This is a genomic window from Kribbella sp. NPDC055110 (genome assembly GCF_053607525.1).
Genome location: NZ_JBSGTS010000025.1, coordinates 83,464 through 109,179 on the forward strand (window position 1 = coordinate 83,464; position 25,716 = coordinate 109,179).

Below are 25,716 nucleotides of genomic sequence, written 5' to 3' on the forward strand. Positions count from 1 at the left end.
CACGGCGGCTGGTGTGCTCATCGGCGTTTCCGCGCGCGGACGAGGGTCAGCAGGACGCCGGCGACGGCGAGGGCGCCTGCCCCGAGTGCCTGGTGCTGGCGTTGCACTCGGCGTTGGACTTCGGCGTACGGCGTGGTTGAGAAGGACACGAGCTCGTAGCGGGAGACGTACGTGCCGGGGAGTACTCGTTCCAGCAGATGCTCCACGCGTTTCTGGAGGCGGAAAACGGGTGAGGCGACCTTGTCGCGCATCTCGACGAAGTTCGCCAGGGCCATCTCCGCGATCGCCTCGGTGTTCTCGCGCCGTCGGGCCTCGAACAACGGCAGAGCCCGCGCCCAGGTCCCGCCCGTGTCGTCCAGGCAGCGGTCGAGCTCGACGACGTCCTCGAAGGCACAGTTCGCGCCCTGCCCGTAGAACGGCACGATCGCGTGCGCCGCGTCGCCGAGCAACGCCGTACGTCCGTGAGCCTGCCACGGCAGCGTGTGCACGGTCCCGAGTACCCCAACCGGATTGTGCAGATAGTCATCGACCAGTGAAGGTGCCAAGGGCAACAGATCTGGATAGTGCTCCTGAAAATGCGCTGAGATGCCGTCGGCGGTGGTCAGCGCGTCGAACGACCCGGCCGGCCAGAACAGCGTGCAGGTGAACGAGCGGTCCGGGTTCGGCAGGGCGATCATCATCGACGTACCGCGCGGCCAGATGTGCAGCGCGCCGGGGTCCAGCGCGAACTCGCCGGCGGCTGCGGGGATCGACAGCTCCTTGTACCCGTAGTCGAGGAAGTCGACGTCCTCAGCGACGATGCCCTCGGCAAGCAGTTGCTCGCGCACCGCGGATCCGGCGCCGTCGGCCCCCAGCACCACGTCCGCCGCGACCGACACCTTCCCGGACGGCGTCGCGAACACCATCTGTCCGACGGCCGAGTCCAGCTCCACCAACCGGTGCTCGAACTCCACCGACACACCAGGAGCCGCCGACGCCGCGGACAGCAACGCGTTGTTCAGTGCACCCCGGCTGATCGAGTTGATCGCCCGGTCCCCGGACGCCGAGTACGCCTGGAAGTCCAGCGGCCCCGCCACGGGATGGATCATCCGGCCCTTCATCGGCAGCGCGTCCGCCATCACGTCGTCGACCAGATCGATCCGCCGCAACGCGTCCAGCCCGCGTTCGGAGATCGCCAGGTTGATCGACCGGCCGCGTTCGACCTGAGCGACCCGAGGATCCGGACGCCGCTCGTACAGCGTCACGGTCAGCCCGCGGCGCGCGAGGAAGCAGGCCAGCAGCGAGCCGGTCAGCCCAGCGCCGACGATCGCGACCCTCATGCCATCACCTCGGACAATGCCGCCCCGGCCCGCCAGCAGTCGTGGTACGTCGAGTACAACGGCACCGGCGCGAGCCGCAGTACGTCGGGCTCCCGCGAGTCCGCGATCACGCCGTACTCGAACCGCAGCCGTCGCGACAGCTGACCCGCGCCGCCGCGCACCCGCAGGGACAGCTGCGCACCACGTCGCGCCGGATCGGTCGGGGTGATGACCTCGAACCCCGCCAGAAGCTCCGAAAGGTACGCCGTCAACCGCACACTCCGCTCCCGTAGTACCTCGATGCCGACCTTGTCGAAGATCTCCAGCGACGTCCGCACCGGGCTCATCGAGAAGATCGGCGGGTTCGACACCTGCCACGCGTCCGCGGTCGCCGGCGGACGGGACTCGGGCGTCATCTCGAACCGGGTCTTCGCGTCGGTGCTCCACCAGCCCTCGAACCGCGGCAGGTCCGCGCCGAGATGCCGTTCGTGCACGAAGGCGCCGGCGATCGCGCCCGGCCCGGAGTTCAGGTACTTGTACGAGCACCACGCCGCGAAGTCCACGTCCCAGTCGTGCAACGCGAGCGGCACGTTCCCGGCCGCGTGCGCGAGGTCCCACCCGACGATCGCCCCGGCCGCGTGCCCGGCCTTCGTGATCGTGGGGATGTCCATCAACTCACCCGTCAGGTAGTTCACGCCACCCAGCAGTACGAGCGCGACGTCGCCGCCGAGCTGCTCGACCACATCCGCCGTCCGCAGACTGTTCTCCCCCGGTCGCGGACGCAGCCGGATCACCGCGTCCTCCGCGTCGTACCCGTGGAACTCGACCTGCGACCGTACGGCGTAACTGTCCGAGGGGAACGCCGCGTCCTCGATGACGATCCGGTGCCGGGACCGCGTCGGCCGGTAGAACGACACCATCAACAGGTGCAGGTTGACGGTGAGCGTGTTCATCACGACCGTCTCGCTCGGCAACGCGCCGACGAGTCGCGCCGCGGGACCGGTCAGCAGCTCGTGGTACGGCAGCCAGGGCCGGGCCGCGTCGAGATGCCCTTCGACGCCGAGGGCCGCCCACGAGTCCAGGTCCTCGAGCAGCTCGGCCCGCGTCGCCTTCGGGCGCAGGCCTAACGAGTTGCCGGCGAAGTACGCGACCTCGGGATAGGCGCCACCCTGGGCCGGCGGTACGTCGAACAGCTCCCGGTGCCCCGGATCGTTGGCATCGAGTTCCAGTGCCCCCGTCTCGGAAAGGGTCACGCCTCGGTGACCTCGTCGGCGGCGGCCTTGGGCGCCTCGATCACCTGCCCCTTGCCGAGCACCGTCACGCCGCCCTTGGAGACGATGAACCCGCGCTCGCGGTCGTAGTCCGGGTCGACACCGATCTGGGTGCCGTCCGGGACCACGATGTTCTTGTCCAGGATCACGTTCTTCAGCACCACGTTCTTGCCGATCTTGCAGTTGTCCATGATCACGGACTGCTGGATGTCGGCACCGGCGCTGACGATCACGTTCGCCCCGAGCACCGAGTGGTCCACATGCGCGCCGGACACGATCGAGCCCTGGCAGACGATCGACTCGCCGACGGTCGCGTCGTCGGTGAACTTCGCCCCCGGCAGCTGCGGGTGCGACGTGTAGATCGGCCAGTCGCTGTTGTACAGGTTGAACACCGGCTGGATCGACACCAGGTCCATGTGCGCCTCGTGGTACGAGTCCAGCGACCCGACGTCGCGCCAGTACGAGCGGTCCCGGTCGAGCGCACCCGGTACGTCGTTGTCCTTGAAGTCGTACACGCCCGCCTTGCCCTCGGCAACGAGCATCGGGACGATGTCGCCGCCCATGTCGTGCCGCGACGCCGGGTTGGCGGCGTCCTTGCGCAGCGCCTCGACCAGCACGTCCCGGCTGAACACGTAGTTGCCCATCGACGCGAACGTCTCGTCCGGCGAGTCCGGCAGCCCCGGCGGGTCGGCCGGCTTCTCCAGGAACTCCTCGATCGAATGCCCGTCCGCGCCGGTCCTGATCACGCCGAACTCGGTCGCCTCGACCCGCGGCACCCGGATCCCGGCCACGGTCACGCCGTTCCCGCGCTCGATGTGCGCGGCGACCATCAGCGACGCGTCCATCCGGTACACGTGGTCGGCGCCGAAGACCACGATGTACTCCGGGTCGGCGTCGTTGATCAGGTTCATCGACTGGTAGATCGCGTCCGCGCTGCCCTGGTACCACTGCGGGCCCAGCCGCTGCTGCGCCGGTACACAGGTCACGTAGTTGCCGAGGAAGGTCGACATCCGCCAGGTCAGCGTGACGTGCCGGTCCAGTGAATGCGATTTGTACTGCGTCAGCACACAGAGATTTCGATAGCCCGCGTTGACCAAATTCGACAGCACGAAATCGATGAGGCGATAACTGCCGCCGAACGGCACGGCCGGTTTGGCCCGGTCCGCTGTCAGCGGCATCAACCGCTTCCCCTCACCACCGGCCAGCACGATTCCGAGAACTCTGGGCGCCTTTGCCATGTCCGCACCTTAACGCTCGATGCCCACTGGCATAAGCGCTTGTGGGTGTCGCGACACTGGGAGGATGCCGATCCTCGTCGTACCGACCACTGCCGTTCACCGATCGTTTCTCGCGGCCTGGGACGAGCTCGGTCCGGATCATGAACGCTGGATGGGTGCGCGGTCGATCGCCGGGGCCGAGGAGGAGTGGACCCGCGGGCAGGCGGCGGATCCGGCCGAGTTCGCCCGCTTGGTCGAGGCGATCAGGGCGGAGGCCGAGCCGGAGACCGAACTGGCGGCCGGGCTCGTGCACCAGACCGTGCTGTGGTTCGTGGACGGCGTCGAGTTCCTCGGCCGGCTCTCGATCCGCCACGACCTGACACCGGCGCTCACCGAGGTCGGCGGGCACATCGGGTACTTCGTCCGCCCGTCGGCCCGGCGCCGCGGGTACGCGACCCAGATGCTCGCCCAGTCCCTCCCGATCGCCGGCGCGCTCGGCATCGAGCCGGCCCTGGTCACCTGCGACGTCGACAACACCGGATCGCGCAAGGTGATCGAGGCAGCTGGTGGCGAACTGGAAGACGAACGACACGGAAAGCTGCGCTTCTGGGTGCCGACACACGTCGTCTGATGACCTATGGTCGGAGCTTATGAAGGTCGCCATCCTGACGCGTGAGTTTCCTCCGGACGTGTACGGCGGGGCGGGGGTGCACGTGGACTTCCTGGTCCGCGAACTGCGCCGGCTGATCGACGTCGACGTCCATTGCATGGGCGAGCCCCGGAAAGGCGCGACCGCGCATTCCGAGGACGACCCGCGGATCCCGAACGCGAACGCGGCGCTGCGCATCCTGTCCACCGACCTGACCATGACCGCGGCGGTCGGCGAGGCGGACCTGGTGCACTCGCACACCTGGTACGCGAACATGGCGGGTCATTGGGCCAAGCTGCTGTACGACGTACCGCACGTGGTGACCGCGCACTCGCTGGAGCCGCGCCGGCCGTGGAAGGCCGAGCAGCTCGGCGGCGGATACCGGCTGTCGAGCTGGGCCGAGCGGACCGCGTACGAGGCGGCCGATGCGGTCGTCGCGGTGAGTCGCGGGATGCGGACCGACGTACTCGACTGCTACCCGTCGATCGACCCGGCGCGCGTTCACGTGATCTCCAACGGCATCGACGCCGACTTCTACCATCCCGATCCGTCGACGCATGTCCTCGAGCGGTTGGGCGTCGACCTGAACCGTCCGTACGTGACGTTCGTCGGCCGCATCACCCGGCAGAAGGGCGTGCCGCACCTCCTCCGGGCGGGGCTGCAACTGGACCCGTCCGTGCAGCTCGTGCTGCTGGCCGGCGCGGCCGACACGGTCGAGTTGAAGGCCGAGACCGACGCCCTGATCGACGACCTGAAGCTCGCCCGCGACGGCGTGTTCGTGGTCTCCGAGATGCTGCCGCGCGAGGAGGTCCGGCAGGTTCTGACGCACGCGCTGGCGTTCTGCTGCCCGTCGATCTACGAGCCGCTGGGCATCGTCAACCTGGAGGCGATGGCGTGTGAGACCGCGGTCGTCGCGAGCGCGGTCGGCGGCATTCCCGAGGTCGTGGACGACGGCGTGACCGGCATCCTGGTCCCGTACGACGAGAACGACACGGACACCTTCGAGCGCGCCCTCGCGGACGGGATCAACGCGCTGGTCGACGACCCGGCGAAGGCCGAGGCGATGGGCAAGGCCGGGCGTTCCAGGGCCGTGTCGGAGTTCGGCTGGGACGCGGTCGCGCAACGCACGGTCGAGCTGTACAGCAGCCTGCTCGGGTAGGGGAAACCCCACCCAGGTTTCGGGGGATCGCACCATTCTGTGGCTGCGCCGGCGGCGGTTGGGTTGAGGTATGACTTCTCGCCTGACGAAAACCGTCGCCGCCACCCTCGCGACCGCCGCCCTGCCCACGTTCCCGCTCTCCGCCTTCGGCGCAGTCCACCAGCCGACGCTCTCCGAGGCCGCGGTGTCCAGCGTGCATGCGCCGCGTGGCGCGCTGGTTTCGGCCGTCCCGGTTGCGCAACTGACGGCGGCTCAACTGGATGCGACAGCGGCTGACTTCCCCGGCACACCACAGGCGTCGTACGGCGTCACGGCGTACCGCTTGATCTATCGGACGGTCGACACCCTCGGGCGACCGACAACGGCAAGCGGGATCGTCGTACTCCCGGACGGGCGCCGCGGTGCGCTGACCGTCGCGGAGTACCTGCACGGGACCAGCGCGACCAAGGTAGACGCCGGCTCCATCGACGACACCTCGACAGATCGCCTGGTCACGGCACTGTTCGCGGGTCAGGGGCTGGTCGGCGTGGCGCCCGACTACCTCGGTCTGGGACTGGGCCCGGGCCGGCACCCGTACCTGGACACGAAGACCGAGACCTCGGCCTCAGCGGACCTCCTCCTCGCCGCGCGGACGTTCGCGGCCAAGCACGGCGTCGCGCTGAAGCGGGACGTGCTCGTGACCGGGTTCTCGCAGGGCGGGCGAGCATCGCTGGCGTTCGGGCGCGCGCTGAGCCGTGGGGAGGTCGGGCCGTTCCGGCTCGGCGCGATCCGGGCCGTCGCGGGACCGTACGACCTGCTCGGCGAGGAGCTCCCGGCGGCGTTCGACGGGCGCGTCATCCCGCCGACCGCGACGTTCTACCTCGGGTACTTCGTGACCGCGTGGAACCGGACCGTCGGGTTGTACGACGATCCGCGCGAGGCGTTCCAGGCGCCGTACGCGTCGACCGTCGAGGGGCTGTTCGACGGGTCGCACAGCTATCCGGAGATCGTGGCCGGGCTGCCGGACTCGCCGGAGAAGCTGTTCACGCCCGAGTTCGCCGCGAAGCTCCAGCATCCGAGCGGACGATTCCTGCAGGCGCTGCGCGCGGCCGATCAGGTTTGCCAGGACTGGACGCCGCGGGTCCCGGTGCACCTGTACAGCGGGACGAAGGACACCGACGTGGTCGCCTCCAACGCCGACTCGTGCGCGGCGTCCCTTCACAAGCGCGGCGCGGACGTGACAGTGCACTCGATGGGCGCCGTCGACCACACGGGTACGGCGTTCGCGGCGTACCCGGAGATCATTCGGGCCTACGCGCGCTGGGCCTGACACTCCGGTCGGACGGCCTCTCCATGACTTCCACGGTAGACCGCAGCTACCGTCTCAGCCTGTGCCCTGTCACTCCCAGGAACAGCGAGGTACTCCCTGTTCCTGGTGCGCCGACGAACAGTGGAGACATGACGAACTCAACCATCACCCTCGCCGAGGACCTGACCATCACCCGGATGGGGTACGGCGCGATGCAACTCGCCGGCCCAGGCGTCTTCGGACCGCCCAAGGACCGCGACCAGGCGATCGCCGTACTGCGGGAGGCCGTCGAACTCGGCGTCACCCACATCGACACCAGCGACTTCTACGGACCGACCGTGGTCAACGAGATCATCAAGGAGGCGCTGCACCCCTATCCGGCGGACCTGCACCTCGTCACCAAGGTCGGCGCCCGGCGCGGCGACGACGCCAGCTGGCTTCCGGACCACGCGCCGGACGCGCTGCGCGCCCAGGTCCATGACAACCTCGAGCACCTCGGCCTCGACGTCCTCGACGTGGTCAACCTCCGCAGCATGGCGCACGAAGGCCACAGTGAGGACTCGATCGCGGAGGCCTTCACCACCCTGGTCGAACTCCAGCAGGAGGGCCTCATCAGGCACCTCGGGCTGAGCAGCGTGACGATCCCGCAAATCCGGGAGGCGGTGGCGATCGCCCCGATCGTGACGATCCAGAACCTGTACAACCTCGTCCAGCGAGACGACGACCCGATCGTCGACTACGCGGCCGAGCACAACATCGCGTTCGCGTCGTTCTTCCCACTGGGCGGATTCAGCCCGATCCAGTCCGAGACGCTCGCGAAGGTCGCGGCCCGCCTGGACGCCACCCCGCAGCAGGTCGCCCTCGCCTGGCTCCTCCAGCGCTCCACGACCAGCGTCGTCATCCCCGGTACGTCGTCGCTGGCCCACCTGCGCGAGAACGTCGCCGCGCGCGACCTCGTCCTCCCCGCCGACGCCATCACCGAGCTCGACGCGATCGGCGCCTGACGGGCTCCTTTCCGGAACATTTGTGCCACATAGCGCGACAAATGTTCCGGAAACCTAGCGGAGGTCGCGCCTCGTACCGCAGGCCTGGGCGGCGCGTGACCGGATCGTGGAGTTCCGCTGCCGGCAGTTCAGGTAGTTGCCACCGACCCCGATCAACCGATCCCGGAGGTCGGCGTGTCGGAGCCCAGCCAGGTGCTGAGCAGGCGGGCGCCGGCGCCGGTCGCGCCGACGGAGTACTCGAACCGGTCGGCCGGGGCCTCCGCGATCGATGACAGGTCGAGGTGCGCCCACGGGAGGTCGCCGGTGAACGCCTTCAGGAACAGCGCCGCGGTGATCGAGCCCGGGCCCTTCGAGCTGTTCACCGAGTCGGCGATCGGCGTCGAGATCAGGTCCTCGTACTCGGCCGGCAACGGCATCCGCCACAGTTCCTCGCCGGACACCCGGCCGGCGTCCGCGAGGTTGTCCGCGAGCGCGTCGTCGGTCGCGAACATCCCGCCGTACAGCATCGCGCCGAGCGACACCTTGATCGCGCCGGTCAGCGTGGCGACGTCGACGAGTACGTCGGGCTTCAGCTCCTGCACGGCGTACGCGAGCCCGTCGGCGAGCACCAGCCGGCCCTCCGCGTCGGTGTTCTTCACCTCGGTGGTGCGGCCGCCGAAGTGCCGGATCACGTCGTCCGGGCGGTACGCCGTACCGGACGGCATGTTCTCCGCGGCGCAGACCAGCCCGGTCACCCGGACGTTCGCGCCGAGGTCCCGCAGCGCCGACATCGCCGCGATCACCGAGCCGCCGCCGGTCATGTCGCGCTTCATCGACACCATGCCCTCGCGCGGCTTCAGCGACAGGCCGCCCGTGTCGTAGGTGATGCCCTTGCCGACGAGCACGACGTACGGCGTCTTCTTGGTCGCGCCCGCGGGGACGTAGTCGAGCCGGATCAGCCGCGGCGGGCGGGTCGAACCCTGGCCGACCGCGAGGATGCCGCCGAACCCGTCGGCGGCGAGCTTCTCCTCGTCCCACACCGTTGCCACGAGACCGGTCGCCGCAGCCACCTCGGTCGCGCGCGCGGCCAGCCAGGACGGGTCCTTCTCGTTCGACGGGGTGATCGCGAGCTGCCGGGCCAGCCAGCCGGTGCGCCCGATCACGACACCGCGGTCGATCACCGGCTGCCGCGCGTCCGCCGATCCGTCGGTCAGCGTGACGGTGCCGACGGCCGGCTTGCCCGCGTCGACCGTCTTCTGCGTGTACGAGAACGAGCCGAGTACGACGCCCTCGGCGAACGCCTGCAGCGCCGCGTCATCGATGCCCTCGGCAACGACGGTGGTGAGCTCGTCCTTGCCGCGGCCGAACCGCGCGATCGCCGCACCGGCGTGTCGCAGATCCTTGGCACTCCCGCCACCGGCCCCGACCAGCAGGATCTCGGCCACCTCACCGGTCAGCAGCGGGTACGCCGCGGTCGCACCGGCGGACGGGGTGAACCCGGTCGCGCGCTGCACCTCCAGCAGCCGGTCGAGGTCGACGCCGAGCCGGCCCCCGGCCTCCTTCGCGGCGGCCGGCAGACCGTCTTCGTCGCCGACGACGACAACCCACGTCGATGACCCGTGCACCGGCAGACCGGGCTGCCAGGCAACGACCGGAAGACTGGGAAAAGGAGACGAACTACTGCGGCGAGCCACTGGGTCGAACCTCACTGTTTGATCAGATAGAAGCTGCATAACCGTAACGACCCCGGCCGGTGCCGGAAAAGGCACCCACCGGGGTCGGAGTGATAGGTAGGGGCGAGCTGGCACCCCTGGAGGATGTGATCAGCCGACGACGGCCTTCAGTGCGTTGCCGAGCTCGGTCGCTTCGTCGGCGTTGAGCTCGACGACGAGCCGACCGCCGCCCTCGAGCGGAACCCGCATCACGATCCCGCGGCCCTCCTTGGTGACCTCGAGCGGACCATCGCCCGTCCGCGGCTTCATCGCCGCCATGCGCGCACCCCTTCCCAGTGTCGGTGTTGAGCGACGACACCGCGCGGGCGTTCCGTCGCCGGCGCCCTTGCGGTGATGCGCCGTCGGCGCGTATCGCAGTGTGTATCAGACCCCATTATTCCCGATCCCAGGCCAGAGCCGTGCACCATACGGCAGACTCGAGTCTTGTGCACGCCCGTTCAGCCCTCTTCGACCTCTACGGCGACCACCTGCGCGCGCGCGGTGCGCAGGCTCCGGTCGCGGCCCTCGTCCGGCTGCTCGCACCGCTCGGGGTCCACCCGCCCGCGGTCCGGACCGCCGTCTCCCGGATGGTCCGGCAGGGCTGGCTGGAGCCGCTGCGGCTCGACGGCCAGCCCGGGTACGCGCTGACGTCCCGGGCGCGTCGCCGCCTCGATGACGCCGCCGCCCGCATCTACCGGACCGCCCCGGACGGCACGCCGGTGGCGACCGGTTCGGAGGGTCCGGGCGACTGGGACCGGCACTGGCACCTGGGCATCCTCCGCGAGGTCCCGAACGCCCGCCGCCGCGAGCAGCTGGCGAGCCAACTCTCCTTTCTGGGTTGGGCTCCGCTGTCCGACGGCGCCTGGGTCGGGCTGCGCAACGACGCCGAGGTGGACCAGATCCTCGGCCTGGAGGGCATCGCCGCGGACCGGTTCCGCGCCCCGGTCGACGCGGGCGCGGTCGAGTTCGCCCGGCGGGTCTGGAAACTCGACGAGCTCGGCGCGTCGTACGACGCCTGGCTGATCGAGGCGAAGGCGCTCGTGGACGCCGCCGGTACGGAGACGGGCGACGAGCACGCGTTCGCCGTACGGTCGGAGCTGGTGCACGAGTGGCGCAAGTTCCTGTTCCGCGACCCGGGCCTGCCAGACGAGTTGCTGCCGGCCGGCTGGGCCGGGACGAAGGCGGCCGCGTTCTTCGATTTCCATGCGGAACGATTGGGCCCCGCGGCCGGGCGTTTCGTCGACGACTGCCTGACGCAGCACTGAAAATTTCACTGACAGTCAAGGAGTGGACCACGATGAGTGATTCCGTGACGTACGGCGTCGCCGAAGGTGTCGCGACCATCACGCTCAACCGGCCGGACGCCATGAACGCGCTCGACACGCCGACCAAGGTGCTGCTCCGCGACACCGTCCAGGCCGCCGCCGAGGATCCGGCCGTGCGCGTCGTCGTACTGACCGGGACCGGACGGGCGTTCTGTGTCGGCCAGGACCTCAAGGAGCACATCGGGCTGCTGCAGGCGAACGACCAGGCCGCGCTGTGGAGCACGGTGCCGGACCACTACGCGCCGATCGCGCTGGCGCTGGCCGAGATGCCGAAGCCGGTGATCGCGGCGGTCAACGGCGTGGCGGCCGGCGCCGGCGCGTCGATGGCGTTCGCGTGCGACTTCCGGATCGTCGCCGACACCGCGGGCTTCAACCTCGCCTTCACCGGCATCGCGCTGTCCTGCGACACCGGAATCTCCTGGACACTCCCCCGCCTGATCGGCCACGCAAAGGCGCTCGAACTGCTCTATTTCCCCCGCACCGTCCCCGCCGCCGAATCCCTCGACCTCGGCCTGGCCACCTCGGTCGTCCCCGCCGCAGACCTGGAGACCGCGGTCGCCGAACTAGCCACCAAACTCGCAGCCGGCCCCACCGTCGCGTACGGCTCCGTCCGCCAGTCCCTCGGCTACTCCGCCAGCCACACGCTCGCCGAGGCCCTAGCCTTCGAGGCCACCAAAATGCAACTCACCGGCAGCACAGAAGACCACCACAACGCCGTAGCATCCTTCGTAGCCAAACAAAAACCCACCTTCACCGGCCACTAACCCGCGCCATCCGCCGGGGGTGTGAACAGGAACCGGGGGCGGAGCACAGGAAATAGCCTGTTCACCGCCCCCGCCGCGCGGGCTCACCCCGCCGCGCGCCTCCGCCCGCCCCCCGCGCATCCGCTGGCCATCCGCCGGGGGTGTGAACAGGAAGTGGGGGCTGTGCACGGGAAATAACCTGTTCACCGCCCCCGCCACGCCGGCCCACCCCCACAACCTCCCCGGATCCGCCGTGTCGCCAGCTCTTGTAATCGTTTACGTAAGCGATTACAACCTGACGTGTGAGGAAACTGCTGCTGCCTGCCCTGACCCTCGCCGCGCTGGTCGGGAGCCTCGTCGTACCCGGATCCACCGCCGCGCCCACAGCCGAGCCAGGTGTCATCAAGCCTGCCGCCGCGCACTCGGCGACGCTAGGCGAGGACATCAACTACAACGTCTACCTCCCGGCCGGGTACGACGCCTCGGACCGGCGCTACCCCGTCATCTACCTGCTCCACGGGCGTGGCGACTCGATGAGCGCCTGGACGCAGGTCAAGAGCCGCCTGGACGAGCTGATCGGCAGCGGCGAGATCCCGCCGACGATCGCGGTCATGCCCGACGCCCCCTGGAGCAGCCGGGCCAGCTGGTACGTCGACTCGGCGTACAAGGGAGCCCAAGACAATCAAACACAGCCGGGACGCCCCGTCGAGACCGCGTTCTTCAAGGATCTCGTGCCGCAGATCGATGCGACGTACCGCACGATCGCGGACCGCACCGGCCGCGCGATCGCCGGCTACTCGATGGGCGGCGCCGGAGCGCTCCGGTACTCACTCGCGCATCCGGACGTGTTCGGCGCGGCGATCGCCCTCAGCCCGGCCGTGTACTTCCCGTTGCCGCCGAGCGATTCGAGCACCCGCGATTTCGGTGCCTTCGGCAAGGGTAACGACCCGTTCGTCGAGTCGACGTACCTGAAGCTGAACTGGCCCGCCGCGCTGAAGTCGTTCGCGGCGACCGGGCTGCAGTCGCACCTGTTCCTCGCGGTCGGTGACGACGAGTACAAGAACCCGAAGGCGATCGACGCGACCCACGACCTCGACTTCGAGACGCATGTGGTGTTCAACCAGGCGGCGCGGGTACCGACCCTCACCTCGGAGTTCCGGGTCGTGGACGGCGGGCACGACTGGGACGTCTGGGGGCCGACGTTCGCCGAAGGCGCGAAGTACATCTTCCAGTACCTCGGCAAGCCGCCGGCCACGCCGATGCAGGCCGCGATCACCGGTACGGCGGGCGAGGACCGCGCCGGCGGGATCGCAACAGATGCCTCAGGCAACGTTTATCAAGCGGTCGCGGCGGCGGGCGCACTGGACGGGCAGCCGTACGCCGGCGGCACGGATGTCGCGCTGGTCAAGTACCGCGCCGACGGATCGCGGGAGTGGACGCGATCGCTCGGGACACCTGGCACGGAACGCGCGTACGGCGTTGCGGTGGACGCGGACGGGCGCGTCGTGGTGACCGGATACACGAACGGCGATCTGGACGGCGCACATGCGGGGAACGCCACGGACGATGCGTTCGCGGCGCAGTACGACGCTGACGGGAATCGCCGGTGGCTGACGCAGTTCGGCGTACCGGGGGTGGCGGATCGGAGCTACTCGGTGACGGTCGACGGGTCCACGGTGTACGTCGGCGGCTACACGAAGGGCGCACTGGGCGGCGCGAACCAGGGCGACAAGGACGTGTTCGTCGCGCGGCTCGATGCGGACGGAAAGCAGGTGTGGGTGCGCCAGACCGGCAGCGCGGGCGAGGACAAGGGCATGTCCGTCGCGGTCTCGAGCGGCGCGGTCTACCTGGCCGGGATGACCGCCGGCGAACTCGGTACGTCGGCCGGCGGCATCGACGGCTTCCTCGCGCGCTACTCGGCCGACGGCGATCCGGTGTGGACGAAACAGTTCGGCACCGCTGCGTCCGACGAGCTGTGGGGCGTCGCGCCGGATCCGTCAGGCGGCGTCTATCTGACCGGCTACACCGCGGGCGATTTCGCCAGAACGCTGATCGGCGACAAGGACATCCTGGTCGCTCGCGCCGACGCGGACGGCGTACTGACCTGGCGGGATCAGTTCGGAACGACCGGCAACGACAAGGGCGCCGCAGTGGCTGTGGATGCGAGCGGTTCGGTGTTCGTCGGCGGCTTCACGGACGGATCGTTGGAGACCCCACTGGGCAAGTTCGACGGCGTACTGACGAAGTACGCGCCCGACCACGCGCGCAGCTGGACACGACAGTTCGGTACGGCGGACGATGACGCCGCAGATGCTTACGCCGAAGCGAATCTCTACCTCACCACGAACTCCGCCGGCACCCAACTGTCCGGTCTGACCGGTACCGACGTGTTCCGCACGACCTTCTCGACGGACGGCACGAACTCACATCCGTAGAAGGTGTCCGGGTGCGCTGCGCCCGGACACCTTCTCGACGTTTGGTGGGCTCCACGACCACGTTCCGGCAGGGCGAGTCACGGCCGGACAACCACCTGACGGTCGGGGAGCCCGCTGAACACCACATCACGTTCAGTGCCCGAAGCACAACTCGTTCAGCCGTTTGTCTTTTGTTTCCGCCAAAGTACCTTTTGCATCTGCAGAAGGCTTCTGCACGTGCACGCAGATTACCGGGCTATACAGGTCTTCAAGTGGTCGTTCACGATGCCGGTGGCCTGCATCAACGCGTACGCCGTGGTGGGTCCGACGAAGACGAAACCCTTCTTCTTCAAGGCCTTCGACATCGCCACGGACTCCGGCGTCGTCGCCGGTACGTCGGCCATCGTCTTCGGCGCCGCGTGCTTCGCGGGCCGGAACGACCAGAGCAGGTCGCTGAACTCACCCTCGGCCAGGTCGAGCAACGCGCGGGCGTTGGAGATCGTCGCGTTGATCTTCAACCGGTTACGCACGATGCCCGGATCGGCCATCAACCGGTCGAAATCCGCGTCGCCGTACTTCGCGATCGTCGCCGGATCGAACTGCGCGAACGCGGCCCGGAAGTTCTCCCGTTTGCGCAGGATCGTGATCCACGACAGGCCGGACTGGAACCCTTCGAGGGTCATCCGCTCGAACAGCGCGATGTCGTTGCGGATCTCCTTGCCCCACTCGGTGTCGTGATATTCGACGTACTCCGGTGCGGACGTCGCCCACCCGCAGCGCGGCTGCCCGTCCGGTCCGACGACCGTCATGCTCCTGCCTCCTTGACCAGCCGGCGGAGCGAGATCCGCATCATCGCCTCGAACGCCGGACGCACCACCGGCCAGGCGAACGCGCCCAGCCGACCGAGCGGCGGTACGACGTCCTCGGACCAGGTGAACGTGCTAGCGAAGGCCGACGGCCCGCGGTCGACGCCACCGAACACTCTCGGCTCGATGCCGAACGTCCCGGTGCCGCGGACGATCTTGCCGAGATGTTTCACCGTGCACTCGCGCGGTGGATCCCAGTGTGTGATGACCATGTCGTCAGTGAACCCGATGCCACCGACAGAAGTCCGCGCCGCCACTCCCCCGCCGACGCCGACACCGTCGTTCTCGGTCCCCCAGACGCGCGTGAACAGCATCCAGCGGGACTGCCGCTCCCAGTCCATCACCACGCTCCACGCGTCCTCAGGCGCGAGCCGCAACCCGACCGACGCCTCCGCGTGACAGCTCCTCGTCGCGTCCATCAGCTGGGGCGCTGATACGCCCCTTCACCCTGCTGATCCGCAGGCGGCCAGAACCGCCACCCCTCGCCGTTCTCGTCCCCCGCAACCCCGTTGGCCTCCGCCTCCGGCGTCTGCTGCTGGGTCTGCTGCTCAGTCTGCGGCTGCGGCTGCGGCTCGGTCTGTTCCTGGGCCTCCTGCTGCGGCGGCTGCGGCGGCAAAGCGGTCCAGTGCGTGGCAGGCGGCTCAACGGCAGCTGGCGGCTCGTCCGGCTCACCCGCAGGCTGCTGATGCGGAGCCGGAACGCGGCGTGGAGTGACTGGCTGGGACTGAGCTTCGAGCACCGCGCGGGCCTCGGCCTGCAGGCGCTCGTACTCGTCCGCAGCCACCTGGCTCGCTCGCGGCAGTTCGGTCGTCTCTGGTTCGTCGTCCGCGTCGTCGGGAGCTACGGACGCCTGCGGTACGTCGGACGTCGCGCCGTCAGACTCCCCAGACCCGGCGGGCTGGACGGTGTCCTCTACGCTGGCAGGCTCTGCGACCGGCGTAGGTTGGATGATCGGATCGGGCCCGCCGACCAGGATCGGCTGCTGGGTTCCGGTGTCCTCGAACTCGGCCGGGTCGTACGGCCGGGAGCTGAACCCATGCCCGTCCGGCGCCTCGACGATCGGGGCGACGGCGCGCTCCAGGTCGGCGATCCGGCGGTCGCGTTCGGCGACCTCCTTCGCGACCCGTTCGAGCAGCGTGTCGACCTCGTCCATCCGGTAGCCGCGCACCCCGACCGCGAACCGCGCCGACTCGATATCGGTCGACGTGAGCGCCTGCCGCGCCGGCACGGTCATGTCGGGCCGGTCGTCGTACGCCGTGCTCATGGCACCCCAACGACCCGAGGCGACTACCGCGACAGCCCCGATCAACAGCACCACGATCAGCCCGAAGAACCACATCACGGGACCGATCGTGCCATGCCGACCGAGTCAACCGCGAAAACCCCCAAGATTTCAGCTCCCGTCGGAGCCGAGGCGATGCGCCCGGACGGCCGGATCGTTGGCGGCGTCGACTTCACGCGCGGCCACTTCGGCGGCTTCCTGGGCGGCCTCGTCGGCGAGTTCGCCGGCCTTGACGATGTAGCTGATCGCCTCGTCGATGTCGTCGGTGACGACGAACATCTCCAGGTCGGCGGCCGAGATCTTCCCGTCCTCGAGCATCGTGGTGCGCAGCCAGTCGACCAGTCCGCCCCAGTACGACGTACCGAACAGGACGACCGGGAACGACGTGACCTTCCGGGTCTGCGCCAGCGTGAGCGCCTCGAACATCTCGTCCAGCGTGCCGAACCCGCCCGGCATCACCACGAACCCCTGCGCGTACTTCACGAACATCGTCTTGCGAGTGAAGAAGTACCGGAAGTTCATCCCGATGTCGACCCACTCGTTCATGCCGTTCTCGAAGGGCAGTTCGATACCGAGCCCGACCGACACCCCGCCGGCCTCGGAGGCGCCCTTGTTCGCGGCCTCCATCACGCCCGGTCCGCCGCCGGTGATCACGGCGTACCCGGCCTCGACCAGCTTCCGCCCGAACTCCTCGGCGGCACCGTACATCGGGTCGTCCACCTTGGTCCGCGCCGACCCGAACACGCTGATCGCGGCGCCGAGCTCGGCCAGCATCCCGAAGCCCTCGATGAACTCCGACTGGATCCGCAGCACCCGCCACGGGTCGGTGTGCACCCAGTCCGACGGCCCGCGACTGTCCAGCAGCCGCTGCTCGGAGGTGGAGTGCTGCACCTGCTTGCGCCGCATCGTGATCGGCCCGCGCTGCTGCTGGCCGACCGGACGGTCGGGGTGGATCGACGGTTCTGACATGCCTCCAGGTTATTGCCTGGCCGGTAACCCCCGCGCGTTCACGCGCGGTCTGTCAACCAACTCCTCAGCCGCTGTTCACACAGCTCGATCTCGGCCTCGGGCACGAACTCGTCCTGCTTGTGCGCGTACAGCGGGTCGCCCGGCCCGTAGTTCACCGCCGGTACGCCGAGCAGCGTGAACCGCGCCACGTCCGTCCACCCGAACTTCGGCTGCGGCTCCCCGCCCACCACCTGCAGGAACGCCGCCGCGGCCGGCCGCTCGAGCCCCGGGAGCCCGCCCGGAGCGGAGTCCGTCACGGTCACGTCGTACCCCTCGAAGACCTCGCGCAGGTGCGCCTCGGCCTCCGCCTCGGACCGGTTCGGCGCGAAACGGTAGTTGATCGTCACCGTGCACAGATCCGGTACGACGTTGCCCGCGACACCGCCCGTGATCGCGACCGCGTTCAGCCCCTCGCGGTACTCGAGGCCGTCGATCGGCACCCGCCGCGGCTCGTACGCCGTCAGTCGCGCGAGCACCCCGCCCGCGGTGTGGATCGCGTTGCTGCCCATCCACGAGCGGGCCGAGTGCGCGCGCTCGCCGCGGGTGGTGACCTCGATCCGCATCGTGCCCTGGCAGCCGGCCTCGACGACCGCGTTCGACGGCTCCATCACGACCGCGAACACGCCCTCGAGCAGTTCCGGGTTGGAGCGGGTCAGCTTGAACAGACCGTTCCGCTCGGCCTCGATCTCCTCGCAGTCGTAGAACACGTACGTGACGTCCCGGTTCGGCTCGTCGAGGGTCGCGGCGAGCCGGAGCCCGACCGCGACGCCGCCCTTCATGTCACACGCGCCGAGGCCGTGGATCAGGCCGTCGGCGCGGCGCGCCGGGAGGTTGTCGTTGAGCGGCACGGTGTCGAGGTGCCCGGCGAGGACGACCCGCTCGGCCCGGCCCAGATCGGTGCGGGCGACGACGGTGTTGCCGTGCCGGAAGACCTTCAGATGCGGGTACGCCGAGAGCGCCGTCTCGACCTTGTCCGCGAGCTTCTCCTCCGTCCCGCTGACCGAGGAGATGTTGACGAGGGCCTCGGTCAGGTCGGGACCGCTCGCAGTGAGATCCAGCTTCATGGGGCCTCCGGGGGCAGGAACACGCAGAACTCGTTGCCCTCGGGGTCGGCGCAGACGTGCCAGCCGATCTCGTCGTCCTTGGGCCGCAGCAGTGTCGCACCCGCGTCGAGCACCGGCTGCAGGGCGGGTGCGGTGACGTCCCAGTGCACGCGATTCTTCACCGTCTTCGGCTCCGGGACCGGGTTGAAGACCCAGTACCTGAACGGCAGGCCGGGGACGTTCTCGAGCCAGTAGTACGGCCGGCCGGACCGGGACGAGAACTCGCCGCCGACCACACTCGCCCACCACCGCGCCTGCGCCTCCGGCTCGGCCGAGTCGACGATGAGTTCCATCAGCCGGTACGCCGGGACCGTCTCGCGGACGAACCCGCAGAACTCACCGCCCTCCGGGTCGGTCAGCACCGTCCACTGCTGCTCGGTCGTCTCCGGAGACTGGATTGTCGCGCCGGAGCGTTCGAGGTCCGCGATGTCACCGGTGATCACGTCGAGGTGCACCCGGTTCTTCACCGTCCTCGGCTCCGGGACCTTGCACATCCAGATGGTCTTCTCCGGGACGTCACCGACCAGCACGTTCGGGTTGTCGGCCGGCGAGGTGAGCCCGATCGCCCGCCCCCAGAAGGCAGCCATCCCACTCGGGCTCGCCACGTCCACACACAGGTCCTTGAACCGCGCGACGCTCATACCGCACAGATTATCCGGCTGATTTATCCGGCGGTGCGTTTGCGGTAGTGGCGGTTCACCCGCTCGCGATTCCCGCAGGCGGGCGAGCACCACGTCTGCCGCGGGTCGTCCTGCAGGAAGTACTTCACACACCGCGCCGCCGGACACGCCCGCAACCGCGCCCGATCCGGTCCTGCCAAGAAGTCGATCGCCGACCGCCCGACGGCGCCGATCAGCAACGCGACCGGATCCTCCGTCAGGCACGCCCATCGCAGAACCGGCTCCTCCGCCCACTCGAGGTGCGTCGTACCCAACCGATCCGCCGCCTCGTTCACCACCCGCAGTGCATCCTCGACCTTCATCAGCTGCCCGGCGTCCGCCTTGCTGGGTTCCCCAGGCGCAACCGCCCGAGCAAACAACGCCCGCACGGCGCGCCTCATCCGTAGCAGTTCCTCCAAGTTGGGGAGGATTTCTTGCCGATTCGGGTACACAAACCTCCCCAAGTCACACCGCAACACGTGCGCGACCAGCTGCTTGTGGTCGGTCAGCCAGGCGGCTGCGTCCTCCCGGGTCGACAGGAGGTCTGTGATGCCGCCGTGGCCGTCGTGTTTGATCGTGGCGGCCAACTCGAAGGCGAGGGTGGTCATCTGGTGATACTAATGGGACATTCGATTGATGGCATGTGAAATGAAGGAGCTGCTGTGGGCCTGAACGAAGTACGCGCGATCGCTGACGAGCTGCTCGCCCTGACGGCAGACCTCGACGACGCCATCGCACGCGTCGACTCCGCGCTGCCCGGGTGGTCGCGTGGACATGTGATCACGCACATCGCGTACTTCTCCGAGGCGATGACGCGTCAGGTCGACGAGGCGCTGCAGGGTCGACTGATCGAGGTGTACGACGGTGGGCGCCCGGCGCGGGATGCCGCGATCGAGGCCGGCGCCGACCGCCCCGCCGCCGAGCTCCGGTCCCACCTGACGCAGGCCGTCACCACGTTGCTCGCCTCCTGGGACAAGGTCGGCCCCACGGACTGGCCGCTCCCGATCCTGCACCGCAACAGCAATCTCTCCGCGGGCCTGCAGGCGACGTGGCGCGAACTCACCATCCACACCACGGACCTCGACCTCGGCATCACCGCCACCACCTGGTCCGAGGACTTCTGCGTGCACCTCCTGGACTTCCTCCGCGCCCGCACCCCCGACAACACCCACCTGATCCTCAAGTCCCCCGCCCTCACCTGGGACAACGGCATCGGCGCGGACATCACCCTCGAAGGCGCCCTCACCGACCTCACCGCCTGGTATGCCGGCCGCCCAACCCCAGCCCCCATCACAGGCCCGGCGCCCGATCTCCTCCCTTGGCCGTGAGCCGGACTCCCACCACTCACCAACCCCGGCCACGCCGGGCACTCCAGGCGGGCACCGGCGAAGCTCGAGGTCCTCGCGGGCGTTTGGTGAGTGGTGGGCGTCCGCTCAGCTCACGGTGAAGTCGTCTACCTGGATCCAGGTGTCGAGGTTGGGTGCGTTGAAGCCCGCGTAGACGGTCAATTCGTGGACGTCGGGCGGGACCTTCACCGTGACCTCGTGGTGCACGTAGCCCGTGCCGGCGCCGAAGGTGGTGCTTGCGAGGTCGGTTGTTCCGGCGCGGACGCCGAAGCGCCCCTGGCCGGCGGGGAGGTTCGCCGACGCGTTGACCCAGGAGCCGAACGTGTACGTCGTACCCGGGACAACAGGGACGGTCTGGTAGAGCGCGCTCCAGCCCGTACACGTGCAACGGATCCAGCCGTTGTTGGCGCCCGAGTGCGCGAAGCCGAGGCCGCGGTCGACGCCGTTGGCCGCCGTACCTTCGAAGAGCCACGCGGGCTTGCCGCCGCCGGTGCCCTCGAATCCACCGTCAGCGAGCTGCGACACGTAGCGAACAGCCACCTCGGATGCAGTCGAGTACGAACGCGTCCCACCAGGCAGACCGATCACCCGGACCCCGTCCGTCTCCTGCACCGGGAACGTGATCGTGTACGTCGTGTTCGCGCCGGCCGACGCATCGCCCGGGTACGTCGGCGACACGGTCTGGGACCCGACCTCGACCCACTGCCCGTCCTGGCGTACCTGGACCCGCGGCCGCCCGGTGAAGTACCCGCCCTGGGCTGATACCGCTCCGGACGTGAACTCCACGTTGTTCACCTTGTGCCGCGCGGGCCACTCGTACCCCCACCACGACGCGCCCTTCACCTCGTCGTCGAAGTCGGATTCGCTCCCAGTGCGCGAGCCGTCGTTCAGCAACGCGAGACTGCCCGACTGCGTGGACTTGGAGATCGCCACAGCACCCGTCGCGAGGTTCTCGGGCCCGGGCAGGTTCGACGCCGGCGCGTTCGACGAAGGTGTCACGACGAGCTTGCGCAGGTTGAAGTTGTAGACCGACGTTCCGATCCCGCCGCCACCGCACGGGCACACGTTCGCCTGCAGGTACATCGTCTTGCCGTCCGGCTGCACGAACTTCGACGGGATCGTGACGCCGTACCCGCCGTACTTCGAGGTCGACCACGGATACCCGCCGAAGTCCTTCGAGAGGAAGTGTTTCCAGGGCCCCCACGGGGTCGGCGACTCGTAGAACTCGAAGGTGTACTCCGTCCACGACGTGTACACGTACCGCTTCTGCTGGGCCAGATACGTCACGCCGCCCTGACTGATCACGCTCAGGTTGGACGCGTTCGTCCCGTACGTCTGCGCGTACAACCGCCGCGGATCGTTGAGCACCGGTTTGCGATCGGCGATCTTCGCGGACCACCCGGCCCCGGTGTAGAACTTCCACGCGCTGCGGTCCTGCACGTCCCGCTTGGGCACCCGCGCCAGGAACACCGATTGCGGATCGGCGACCGTGTCGTCGAACGAGTCCCGCCAGTTCCCGTCCAGCCCGTAGGCGTACACATAACCGTCGGGCGCCGCGGCACCACCCTTGCCATAGTCCGCGAACCAGATCGTCGTGAAGACATGGTCCGCGAACATCGGCTTCGACTTGTCCCGCGTCCAGGTCCGCCCGTGGTCGGTCGACTTCAGGATCGTCGCCGCCGGTACGTCGTTGAAGTCGAGCGCGAGGTCCTGTACGGCGACGTACAGCGTGTCCCCGACGCACACCATCCCGGTCGGCTTCCGGTTGTACCCGGGACCGCTCCAGACGGACCCGACCTGGTCCCCGCGTGAGATCGTTGCCCCGGACAAGTTTCCCGGCGTACCGGTGATCTCGCTGACCGCGATGTCGGCGAAGTCGCCGTCGACGCTGAATCCCTTGCCGTCACCGTTCGCGGCGTACAGCTTGTCGTTGCCGGCCCAGCACGACGGCCACAGATCGCCGTCACTCTTGCTGGGCGTGCCCTTCGACTCCACCTGGGCGGTGCCGATCGCGGTCGTCGAGACGGCCGGCGGGGTGGCGGACGATTGGGTGAGCAGCGTCGCCGTTCCGAAGACCAGCGGCAAGAGAGCAAGCAAAGCCCCACGTTTCATGGCAGTTCCTTCACTTGAGGCCGGTCGTCTTCATCGCGTCGACCAGCCGGCGCTGGCCCGCGACGAACACCACGACGGTCGGAACGGCCGCGATCACGGCGGCCGCGAGGATGAGGTTCCAGGCTGAGGCGTACTGCCCCTGCATGCCGGACACGCCGAGCTGGATCACGCGCAGGTCCGGGTTCCGGGTGATGGTCAGCGGCCACAGGAACGCGTTCCAGTTGGCCAGGAAGAACAGCACCGACAACGACGCGAGCACCGGCCGGCTGAGCGGCAGGATGACGCTCCAGTACCGCCGCCAGTACCCGCAGCCGTCGAGGTCGGCCGCTTCCTCCAGCTCCCGCGGGATGTTCAGGTAGTACTGACGGAGCAGGAAGATCCCGAACGCGTGGAAGATGCTCGGCACGATCAGACCGGCGTAACTGTCCAGCAGACCTAGTTGCTTTGCCACTAGAAACAGTGGAACTAGTATCACCGGCAGCGATACGAGCAGCGTCGACATGATGCCGGAGAAGATGATCCCGCGCCCCGGGAACCGCAGCCTGGCCAGCGCGTACGCCGCCATCGAGTGGAAGAACAGTGCGATCACGGTGACCGTCACCGACACGATCGCCGAGTTCAGCATGAACCGCGGCATCGGGATCTTCAGCAGCACGTACTGCAGGTTGTCCAACGTCCACGTCGACGGCCACCCGAAGTTGAACACGTCCTCGGGCGGCTTCAACGCACTGATCACGATCCACAACAGCGGCGCGACCGCGATCAGCGCGAGAAGGTGGGCCAAGATCGGGAAGAACCTAATCTTCATCGAAGCGACCTCCGCGGGTGAAGGCGAACATCACGCCCGTGCACACCACGAGGATCGCCACGACCACAGTGGTCAGCGCGGCGGCGTACCCCATGTTGTTGAAGGTGAAGGCCTGCTCGTAGATGTAGAGCACGACCGTGCTGGTCGCGCGGGCCGGGCCGCCTTTGGTGAGCACGAAGACCAGGTCGAACGCCTGCAGACCGGTGACCGCGCCGATCGTCGAGTTCACCACGACGAAGAAGCTGGTCGGCCGGAGCAGCGGCCAGATCACGTACCGGAACCGTTGCCAAGGGCCCGCACCGTCGATGGCCGCGGCGTCCTCGAGCTCCTTCGGCACGTCCTTCAGACCGGCCAGGAAGACCAGCATCTGATACCCCATCAGGAACCAGACACTGATGACCACATAGGTGCCTAAGGCAAGCGACGGCGTACCGAGGAACGACACGTCGCCGAGCCCCAGCGGCGCGAGCATCTTGGAGAGCGCGCCTCGCTTGTCCACGAGCAGGAACTGCCAGATCAGGCCGACCACGACGAGGCTGACCACGTTCGGCAGGAAGAACGCCGACCGGACCCAGCCGATGCCCTTGAAGTGGTTGCGGACCAGCATCGCCAGCGCGAAACTCACGACGAAAGCGATCGGCACGAAAGTCACGACGTACGTCGCGGTGACCTTCAGCGACGCCCACAACTGGTCGTCGCCCGCCATCAGCTTGTAGTTGCCCAGACCGACGTACCGGTAGTTGCCGAAGCCGTCGACCTTGAAGAACGCGACCCCGAAGGCGAGCACCATCGGGATCGCGACGAAGATCAGCAGGCCGAGGGTGTCCGGCGCGAGGAAGGCATACGCCGCCAACGCCTCGCGCCGTTTCCTCGTCATGCCGGTCTTGCGCGGCCGGGCCCTCACCAGAGGCTCGGACGGCGGAGCTGTTGTCGTCACCATCAGCTGATCGGCGCGCCCTGGTAGGTCTTCAGGAACGTGTCGATCTTCTCGGCCGCGTCGGCCGCCGCCTTGGCCGGATCGGCCGCGTTCAGCTGGCAGGCCTGGATCGCGTCCGCGATCGGCTGGTACACCTCCGGTGGGAACCGCGGCTCCGGCTTGCCGGTCGGCGCGATCTCGCTGACGAACTTCTTCAAGGCGCCTTCGTTGAACGCGCCCTTCGCGTCCGCGGCCTGCTGCACCGACTTGCGCGGCGGCACGTTGGTCTTCACCACGGTGTTCCACTGTCGCTGCCGCTCGACCCCGGCCGCGTCGGTGGAGCCGAGCGCCCAGGCGATGAACTTGGCCGCGGCCTCGGGGTTCTTGCCCTTGGAGTTCGCGACGAACGCCCAGCCGCCGAGGTCGGTGGCCGCCTGGCCGCCGTCCGGCGTCGGCAGCGGAATGATGCCGTACTTGAAGCTCTTCGCCTTGGTGCGCAGATCGGAGACCGCCCAGATACCGCTCTGCTGCATCGCGGCCGCGCCGGTCCCGAGGTTCGACAGCACGTCCCCGCCGCCGTCGCCGAGGGCCTTGCGCGGAGCGACCTTGTTCTTGATCGTGTCACCCCAGAACTTCAGTGCCTGTACGGCGGCCGGCGAGTCGAACGCGGACTTGCCGTCCTTGATCGCGCTGCCGTCGCCCTGCCACAGGAACGGGTACCAGGTGAAGTTCTGGTAGTAGCCGGGAGCCGTTTCGAACATCACGCCGTACTGCTTCTTGTTGGTGAGCTTCTGCGCGACGGCGAGGGTCTGGTCCCAGGTCTTGGGCAGATCGGCCTCGGACAGGCCGGCCTTCTCGAACGCGGTTTCGCTGTAGTACATCGCGAGCGGCTCGATCTCCATCGGCAGGCCGTACACCTTGCCGTCGACGCTGCGCGCCTCGAGCAGACCGGGCAGATAGTCCTTCTTGGACTCGTCCGGCAGTGCGGATCCGAGGTCCTGCAGTACGCCGCCGTTGTAGTAGCGGAGGAAGTCGCCGGGGCTGATCAGGAAGATGTCCGGACCTTGCCCCGACTGGAACGCGGTCTGCAGCGTGGTCCCGCTCAGGTAGTCCTTGCCCGGGATGTAGCGCAGCTTCACCTTGACGTCGTTGTTCTTGTTCCACTCCGCGGCGGTGTCGACGAACCACTTGCTCTGCGGGCCTTGGTCGTCGGACGGTCCGTAGAAGTTCCAGAACGACATCTCCTTGGCGTTGCCGCCGGATTCGTCGCCACCGCAGGCGGACAGCAGCGGTACGCCGGCAGCGGACGCGGCGAACGCGCCCAGTCCGCCGCGCAGGACGGACCGGCGGCTGAGGGCAGGGGAGGGTGTTGCGGCCATCAGGTGCTCCAGGGGTCTCTCGAACGGCCGAGCCGTGGGCTTCGAGGGGCAATCGATTTCTCGCAATCTACGATCGGCGGCCTGGCCGGTCAAGGGCCGACGGGGTGACGATGTGATCCACTCCGGGGATTTCCGCGTGTACACAAGGGTTTCGACCTGGGCGCAGACGTTGACACCA

General features: G+C 68.5%; 24 protein-coding genes. 8 read left to right on the forward strand and 16 right to left on the reverse strand.

The window, feature by feature from the left end; translation table 11 throughout:
• Positions 1–17: 17 nt before the first annotated feature.
• The 3 genes from ACWF0M_RS30385 to glgC are packed head-to-tail and all read right to left on the reverse strand — an operon-like array spanning position 18 to position 3,807.
• The gene (locus ACWF0M_RS30385) at positions 18–1,319 is read right to left on the reverse strand and encodes an FAD-dependent oxidoreductase (protein ID WP_452239152.1); all 1,302 of its coding nucleotides are present in this window, start codon (positions 1,317–1,319) and stop codon (positions 18–20) included.
• A complete protein-coding gene (kynU, locus tag ACWF0M_RS30390; RefSeq protein ID WP_452239153.1) occupies positions 1,316–2,551 on the reverse strand; it encodes a kynureninase in 1,236 nt (411 codons plus the stop codon). The genes ACWF0M_RS30385 and kynU overlap by 4 nt, the downstream gene beginning before the upstream one ends.
• Complete coding sequence (gene glgC / locus ACWF0M_RS30395; protein ID WP_452239154.1) at positions 2,548–3,807, reverse strand: glucose-1-phosphate adenylyltransferase; 1,260 nt, start codon at positions 3,805–3,807, stop codon at positions 2,548–2,550. The genes kynU and glgC overlap by 4 nt, the downstream gene beginning before the upstream one ends.
• A 64-nt stretch (positions 3,808–3,871) precedes the next feature.
• On the opposite strand from glgC, the gene ACWF0M_RS30400 reads away from it, so the two are divergent.
• The 4 genes from ACWF0M_RS30400 (at position 3,872) to ACWF0M_RS30415 (ending at position 7,886) form a co-directional block, all read left to right on the forward strand.
• Positions 3,872–4,417: a GNAT family N-acetyltransferase gene (locus ACWF0M_RS30400; protein ID WP_452239155.1), complete on the forward strand. Its 546-nt coding sequence runs from the start codon at positions 3,872–3,874 to the stop codon at positions 4,415–4,417.
• Positions 4,418–4,436: 19 nt separating this feature from the next.
• Positions 4,437–5,594 (forward strand): glycogen synthase, encoded by a 1,158-nt coding sequence (gene glgA, locus ACWF0M_RS30405; protein WP_452239156.1) that lies wholly within the window; start codon positions 4,437–4,439, stop codon positions 5,592–5,594.
• A gap of 70 nt (positions 5,595–5,664) precedes the next feature.
• On the forward strand, positions 5,665–6,903 hold the full coding sequence (locus tag ACWF0M_RS30410; RefSeq protein ID WP_452239157.1) for a hypothetical protein: 1,239 nt from the start codon (positions 5,665–5,667) through the stop codon (positions 6,901–6,903).
• A 128-nt stretch (positions 6,904–7,031) separates the two neighbouring features.
• Positions 7,032–7,886, forward strand: a complete 855-nt coding sequence (locus tag ACWF0M_RS30415; protein ID WP_452239158.1) for an oxidoreductase — start codon at positions 7,032–7,034, stop codon at positions 7,884–7,886.
• A gap of 152 nt (positions 7,887–8,038) precedes the next feature.
• Here the strand turns inward: ACWF0M_RS30415 and ACWF0M_RS30420 are convergent, their stop codons facing one another.
• Both ACWF0M_RS30420 and ACWF0M_RS30425 read right to left on the reverse strand, forming a co-directional pair.
• On the reverse strand, positions 8,039–9,574 hold the full coding sequence (locus tag ACWF0M_RS30420; protein WP_452239159.1) for a leucyl aminopeptidase family protein: 1,536 nt from the start codon (positions 9,572–9,574) through the stop codon (positions 8,039–8,041).
• 114 nt (positions 9,575–9,688) lie between these two features.
• Entirely contained in the window at positions 9,689–9,856 is a 168-nt protein-coding gene (locus tag ACWF0M_RS30425; RefSeq protein ID WP_012923066.1) for a DUF3117 domain-containing protein, read from the reverse strand.
• Between the two features lie 167 nt (positions 9,857–10,023).
• Between ACWF0M_RS30425 and ACWF0M_RS30430 the strand changes: the two genes are divergently transcribed.
• From ACWF0M_RS30430 to ACWF0M_RS30440, 3 genes are all read left to right on the forward strand, one after another.
• Positions 10,024–10,842 (forward strand): PaaX family transcriptional regulator, encoded by an 819-nt coding sequence (locus ACWF0M_RS30430; RefSeq protein WP_452239160.1) that lies wholly within the window; start codon positions 10,024–10,026, stop codon positions 10,840–10,842.
• Positions 10,843–10,874: 32 nt separating this feature from the next.
• Positions 10,875–11,666: an enoyl-CoA hydratase/isomerase family protein gene (locus tag ACWF0M_RS30435; RefSeq protein WP_452239161.1), complete on the forward strand. Its 792-nt coding sequence runs from the start codon at positions 10,875–10,877 to the stop codon at positions 11,664–11,666.
• Between the two features lie 281 nt (positions 11,667–11,947).
• The gene (locus tag ACWF0M_RS30440; RefSeq protein ID WP_452239162.1) at positions 11,948–14,080 is read left to right on the forward strand and encodes an alpha/beta hydrolase-fold protein; all 2,133 of its coding nucleotides are present in this window, start codon (positions 11,948–11,950) and stop codon (positions 14,078–14,080) included.
• Positions 14,081–14,307: 227 nt separating this feature from the next.
• Here the strand turns inward: ACWF0M_RS30440 and ACWF0M_RS30445 are convergent, their stop codons facing one another.
• The 7 genes from ACWF0M_RS30445 to ACWF0M_RS30475 are packed head-to-tail and all read right to left on the reverse strand — an operon-like array spanning position 14,308 to position 19,585.
• The gene (locus ACWF0M_RS30445) at positions 14,308–14,868 is read right to left on the reverse strand and encodes a DNA-3-methyladenine glycosylase I (RefSeq protein ID WP_452239163.1); all 561 of its coding nucleotides are present in this window, start codon (positions 14,866–14,868) and stop codon (positions 14,308–14,310) included.
• Positions 14,865–15,344, reverse strand: coding sequence for an SRPBCC family protein (locus ACWF0M_RS30450; protein WP_452239164.1), 480 nt, complete (start codon positions 15,342–15,344; stop codon positions 14,865–14,867). The genes ACWF0M_RS30445 and ACWF0M_RS30450 overlap by 4 nt, the downstream gene beginning before the upstream one ends.
• Positions 15,344–16,264 (reverse strand): DivIVA domain-containing protein, encoded by a 921-nt coding sequence (locus tag ACWF0M_RS30455; protein WP_452239178.1) that lies wholly within the window; start codon positions 16,262–16,264, stop codon positions 15,344–15,346. The genes ACWF0M_RS30450 and ACWF0M_RS30455 overlap by 1 nt, the downstream gene beginning before the upstream one ends.
• 54 nt (positions 16,265–16,318) lie before the next feature.
• On the reverse strand, positions 16,319–17,176 hold the full coding sequence (locus tag ACWF0M_RS30460; protein WP_452239165.1) for an LOG family protein: 858 nt from the start codon (positions 17,174–17,176) through the stop codon (positions 16,319–16,321).
• A gap of 38 nt (positions 17,177–17,214) precedes the next feature.
• Positions 17,215–18,279, reverse strand: coding sequence for a succinyl-diaminopimelate desuccinylase (dapE, locus tag ACWF0M_RS30465; RefSeq protein ID WP_452239166.1), 1,065 nt, complete (start codon positions 18,277–18,279; stop codon positions 17,215–17,217).
• Positions 18,276–18,959, reverse strand: coding sequence for a VOC family protein (locus ACWF0M_RS30470; protein ID WP_452239167.1), 684 nt, complete (start codon positions 18,957–18,959; stop codon positions 18,276–18,278). Before ACWF0M_RS30470 ends, dapE begins: the two co-directional genes overlap by 4 nt.
• Positions 18,960–18,982: 23 nt before the next feature.
• Positions 18,983–19,585, reverse strand: coding sequence for a CGNR zinc finger domain-containing protein (locus ACWF0M_RS30475; protein WP_452239168.1), 603 nt, complete (start codon positions 19,583–19,585; stop codon positions 18,983–18,985).
• A 54-nt stretch (positions 19,586–19,639) separates the two neighbouring features.
• On the opposite strand from ACWF0M_RS30475, the gene ACWF0M_RS30480 reads away from it, so the two are divergent.
• Positions 19,640–20,305 (forward strand): maleylpyruvate isomerase family mycothiol-dependent enzyme, encoded by a 666-nt coding sequence (locus ACWF0M_RS30480; RefSeq protein WP_452239169.1) that lies wholly within the window; start codon positions 19,640–19,642, stop codon positions 20,303–20,305.
• Positions 20,306–20,410: 105 nt separating this feature from the next.
• Here ACWF0M_RS30480 and ACWF0M_RS30485 read toward each other — a convergent pair whose 3' ends face one another.
• The 4 genes from ACWF0M_RS30485 to ACWF0M_RS30500 are packed head-to-tail and all read right to left on the reverse strand — an operon-like array spanning position 20,411 to position 25,538.
• Positions 20,411–22,435, reverse strand: a complete 2,025-nt coding sequence (locus tag ACWF0M_RS30485; protein WP_452239170.1) for a DUF4185 domain-containing protein — start codon at positions 22,433–22,435, stop codon at positions 20,411–20,413.
• A 10-nt stretch (positions 22,436–22,445) separates the two neighbouring features.
• Positions 22,446–23,243 carry a carbohydrate ABC transporter permease gene (locus tag ACWF0M_RS30490; protein ID WP_452239171.1) on the reverse strand — a complete coding sequence of 266 codons (798 nt, stop codon included), beginning with the start codon at positions 23,241–23,243 and terminating at the stop codon, positions 22,446–22,448.
• A complete protein-coding gene (locus ACWF0M_RS30495; RefSeq protein WP_452239172.1) occupies positions 23,233–24,183 on the reverse strand; it encodes a carbohydrate ABC transporter permease in 951 nt (316 codons plus the stop codon). The genes ACWF0M_RS30490 and ACWF0M_RS30495 overlap by 11 nt, the downstream gene beginning before the upstream one ends.
• On the reverse strand, positions 24,183–25,538 hold the full coding sequence (locus ACWF0M_RS30500) for an ABC transporter substrate-binding protein (RefSeq protein WP_452239173.1): 1,356 nt from the start codon (positions 25,536–25,538) through the stop codon (positions 24,183–24,185). Before ACWF0M_RS30500 ends, ACWF0M_RS30495 begins: the two co-directional genes overlap by 1 nt.
• Positions 25,539–25,716: the final 178 nt, after the last annotated feature.

What these genes read in the sequence shown, in the direction of transcription:
- ACWF0M_RS30385 (WP_452239152.1), bottom strand. Translation starts at nt 1,319, where the DNA reads ATGAGGGTCGCGATCGTCGGCGCTGGGCTGACCGGCTCGCTGCTGGCC.
- glgC (WP_452239154.1), bottom strand. Translation starts at nt 3,807, where the DNA reads ATGGCAAAGGCGCCCAGAGTTCTCGGAATCGTGCTGGCCGGTGGTGAG.
- ACWF0M_RS30400 (WP_452239155.1), top strand. Translation starts at nt 3,872, where the DNA reads ATGCCGATCCTCGTCGTACCGACCACTGCCGTTCACCGATCGTTTCTC.
- glgA (WP_452239156.1), top strand. Translation starts at nt 4,437, where the DNA reads ATGAAGGTCGCCATCCTGACGCGTGAGTTTCCTCCGGACGTGTACGGC.
- ACWF0M_RS30410 (WP_452239157.1), top strand. Translation starts at nt 5,665, where the DNA reads ATGACTTCTCGCCTGACGAAAACCGTCGCCGCCACCCTCGCGACCGCC.
- ACWF0M_RS30415 (WP_452239158.1), top strand. Translation starts at nt 7,032, where the DNA reads ATGACGAACTCAACCATCACCCTCGCCGAGGACCTGACCATCACCCGG.
- ACWF0M_RS30425 (WP_012923066.1), bottom strand. Translation starts at nt 9,856, where the DNA reads ATGGCGGCGATGAAGCCGCGGACGGGCGATGGTCCGCTCGAGGTCACC.
- ACWF0M_RS30435 (WP_452239161.1), top strand. Translation starts at nt 10,875, where the DNA reads ATGAGTGATTCCGTGACGTACGGCGTCGCCGAAGGTGTCGCGACCATC.
- ACWF0M_RS30445 (WP_452239163.1), bottom strand. Translation starts at nt 14,868, where the DNA reads ATGACGGTCGTCGGACCGGACGGGCAGCCGCGCTGCGGGTGGGCGACG.
- ACWF0M_RS30450 (WP_452239164.1), bottom strand. Translation starts at nt 15,344, where the DNA reads ATGGACGCGACGAGGAGCTGTCACGCGGAGGCGTCGGTCGGGTTGCGG.
- ACWF0M_RS30455 (WP_452239178.1), bottom strand. Translation starts at nt 16,264, where the DNA reads ATGTGGTTCTTCGGGCTGATCGTGGTGCTGTTGATCGGGGCTGTCGCG.
- ACWF0M_RS30460 (WP_452239165.1), bottom strand. Translation starts at nt 17,176, where the DNA reads ATGTCAGAACCGTCGATCCACCCCGACCGTCCGGTCGGCCAGCAGCAG.
- dapE (WP_452239166.1), bottom strand. Translation starts at nt 18,279, where the DNA reads ATGAAGCTGGATCTCACTGCGAGCGGTCCCGACCTGACCGAGGCCCTC.
- ACWF0M_RS30470 (WP_452239167.1), bottom strand. Translation starts at nt 18,959, where the DNA reads ATGAGCGTCGCGCGGTTCAAGGACCTGTGTGTGGACGTGGCGAGCCCG.
- ACWF0M_RS30475 (WP_452239168.1), bottom strand. Translation starts at nt 19,585, where the DNA reads ATGACCACCCTCGCCTTCGAGTTGGCCGCCACGATCAAACACGACGGC.
- ACWF0M_RS30485 (WP_452239170.1), bottom strand. Translation starts at nt 22,435, where the DNA reads ATGAAACGTGGGGCTTTGCTTGCTCTCTTGCCGCTGGTCTTCGGAACG.
- ACWF0M_RS30490 (WP_452239171.1), bottom strand. Translation starts at nt 23,243, where the DNA reads ATGAAGATTAGGTTCTTCCCGATCTTGGCCCACCTTCTCGCGCTGATC.
- ACWF0M_RS30495 (WP_452239172.1), bottom strand. Translation starts at nt 24,183, where the DNA reads ATGGTGACGACAACAGCTCCGCCGTCCGAGCCTCTGGTGAGGGCCCGG.
- ACWF0M_RS30500 (WP_452239173.1), bottom strand. Translation starts at nt 25,538, where the DNA reads ATGGCCGCAACACCCTCCCCTGCCCTCAGCCGCCGGTCCGTCCTGCGC.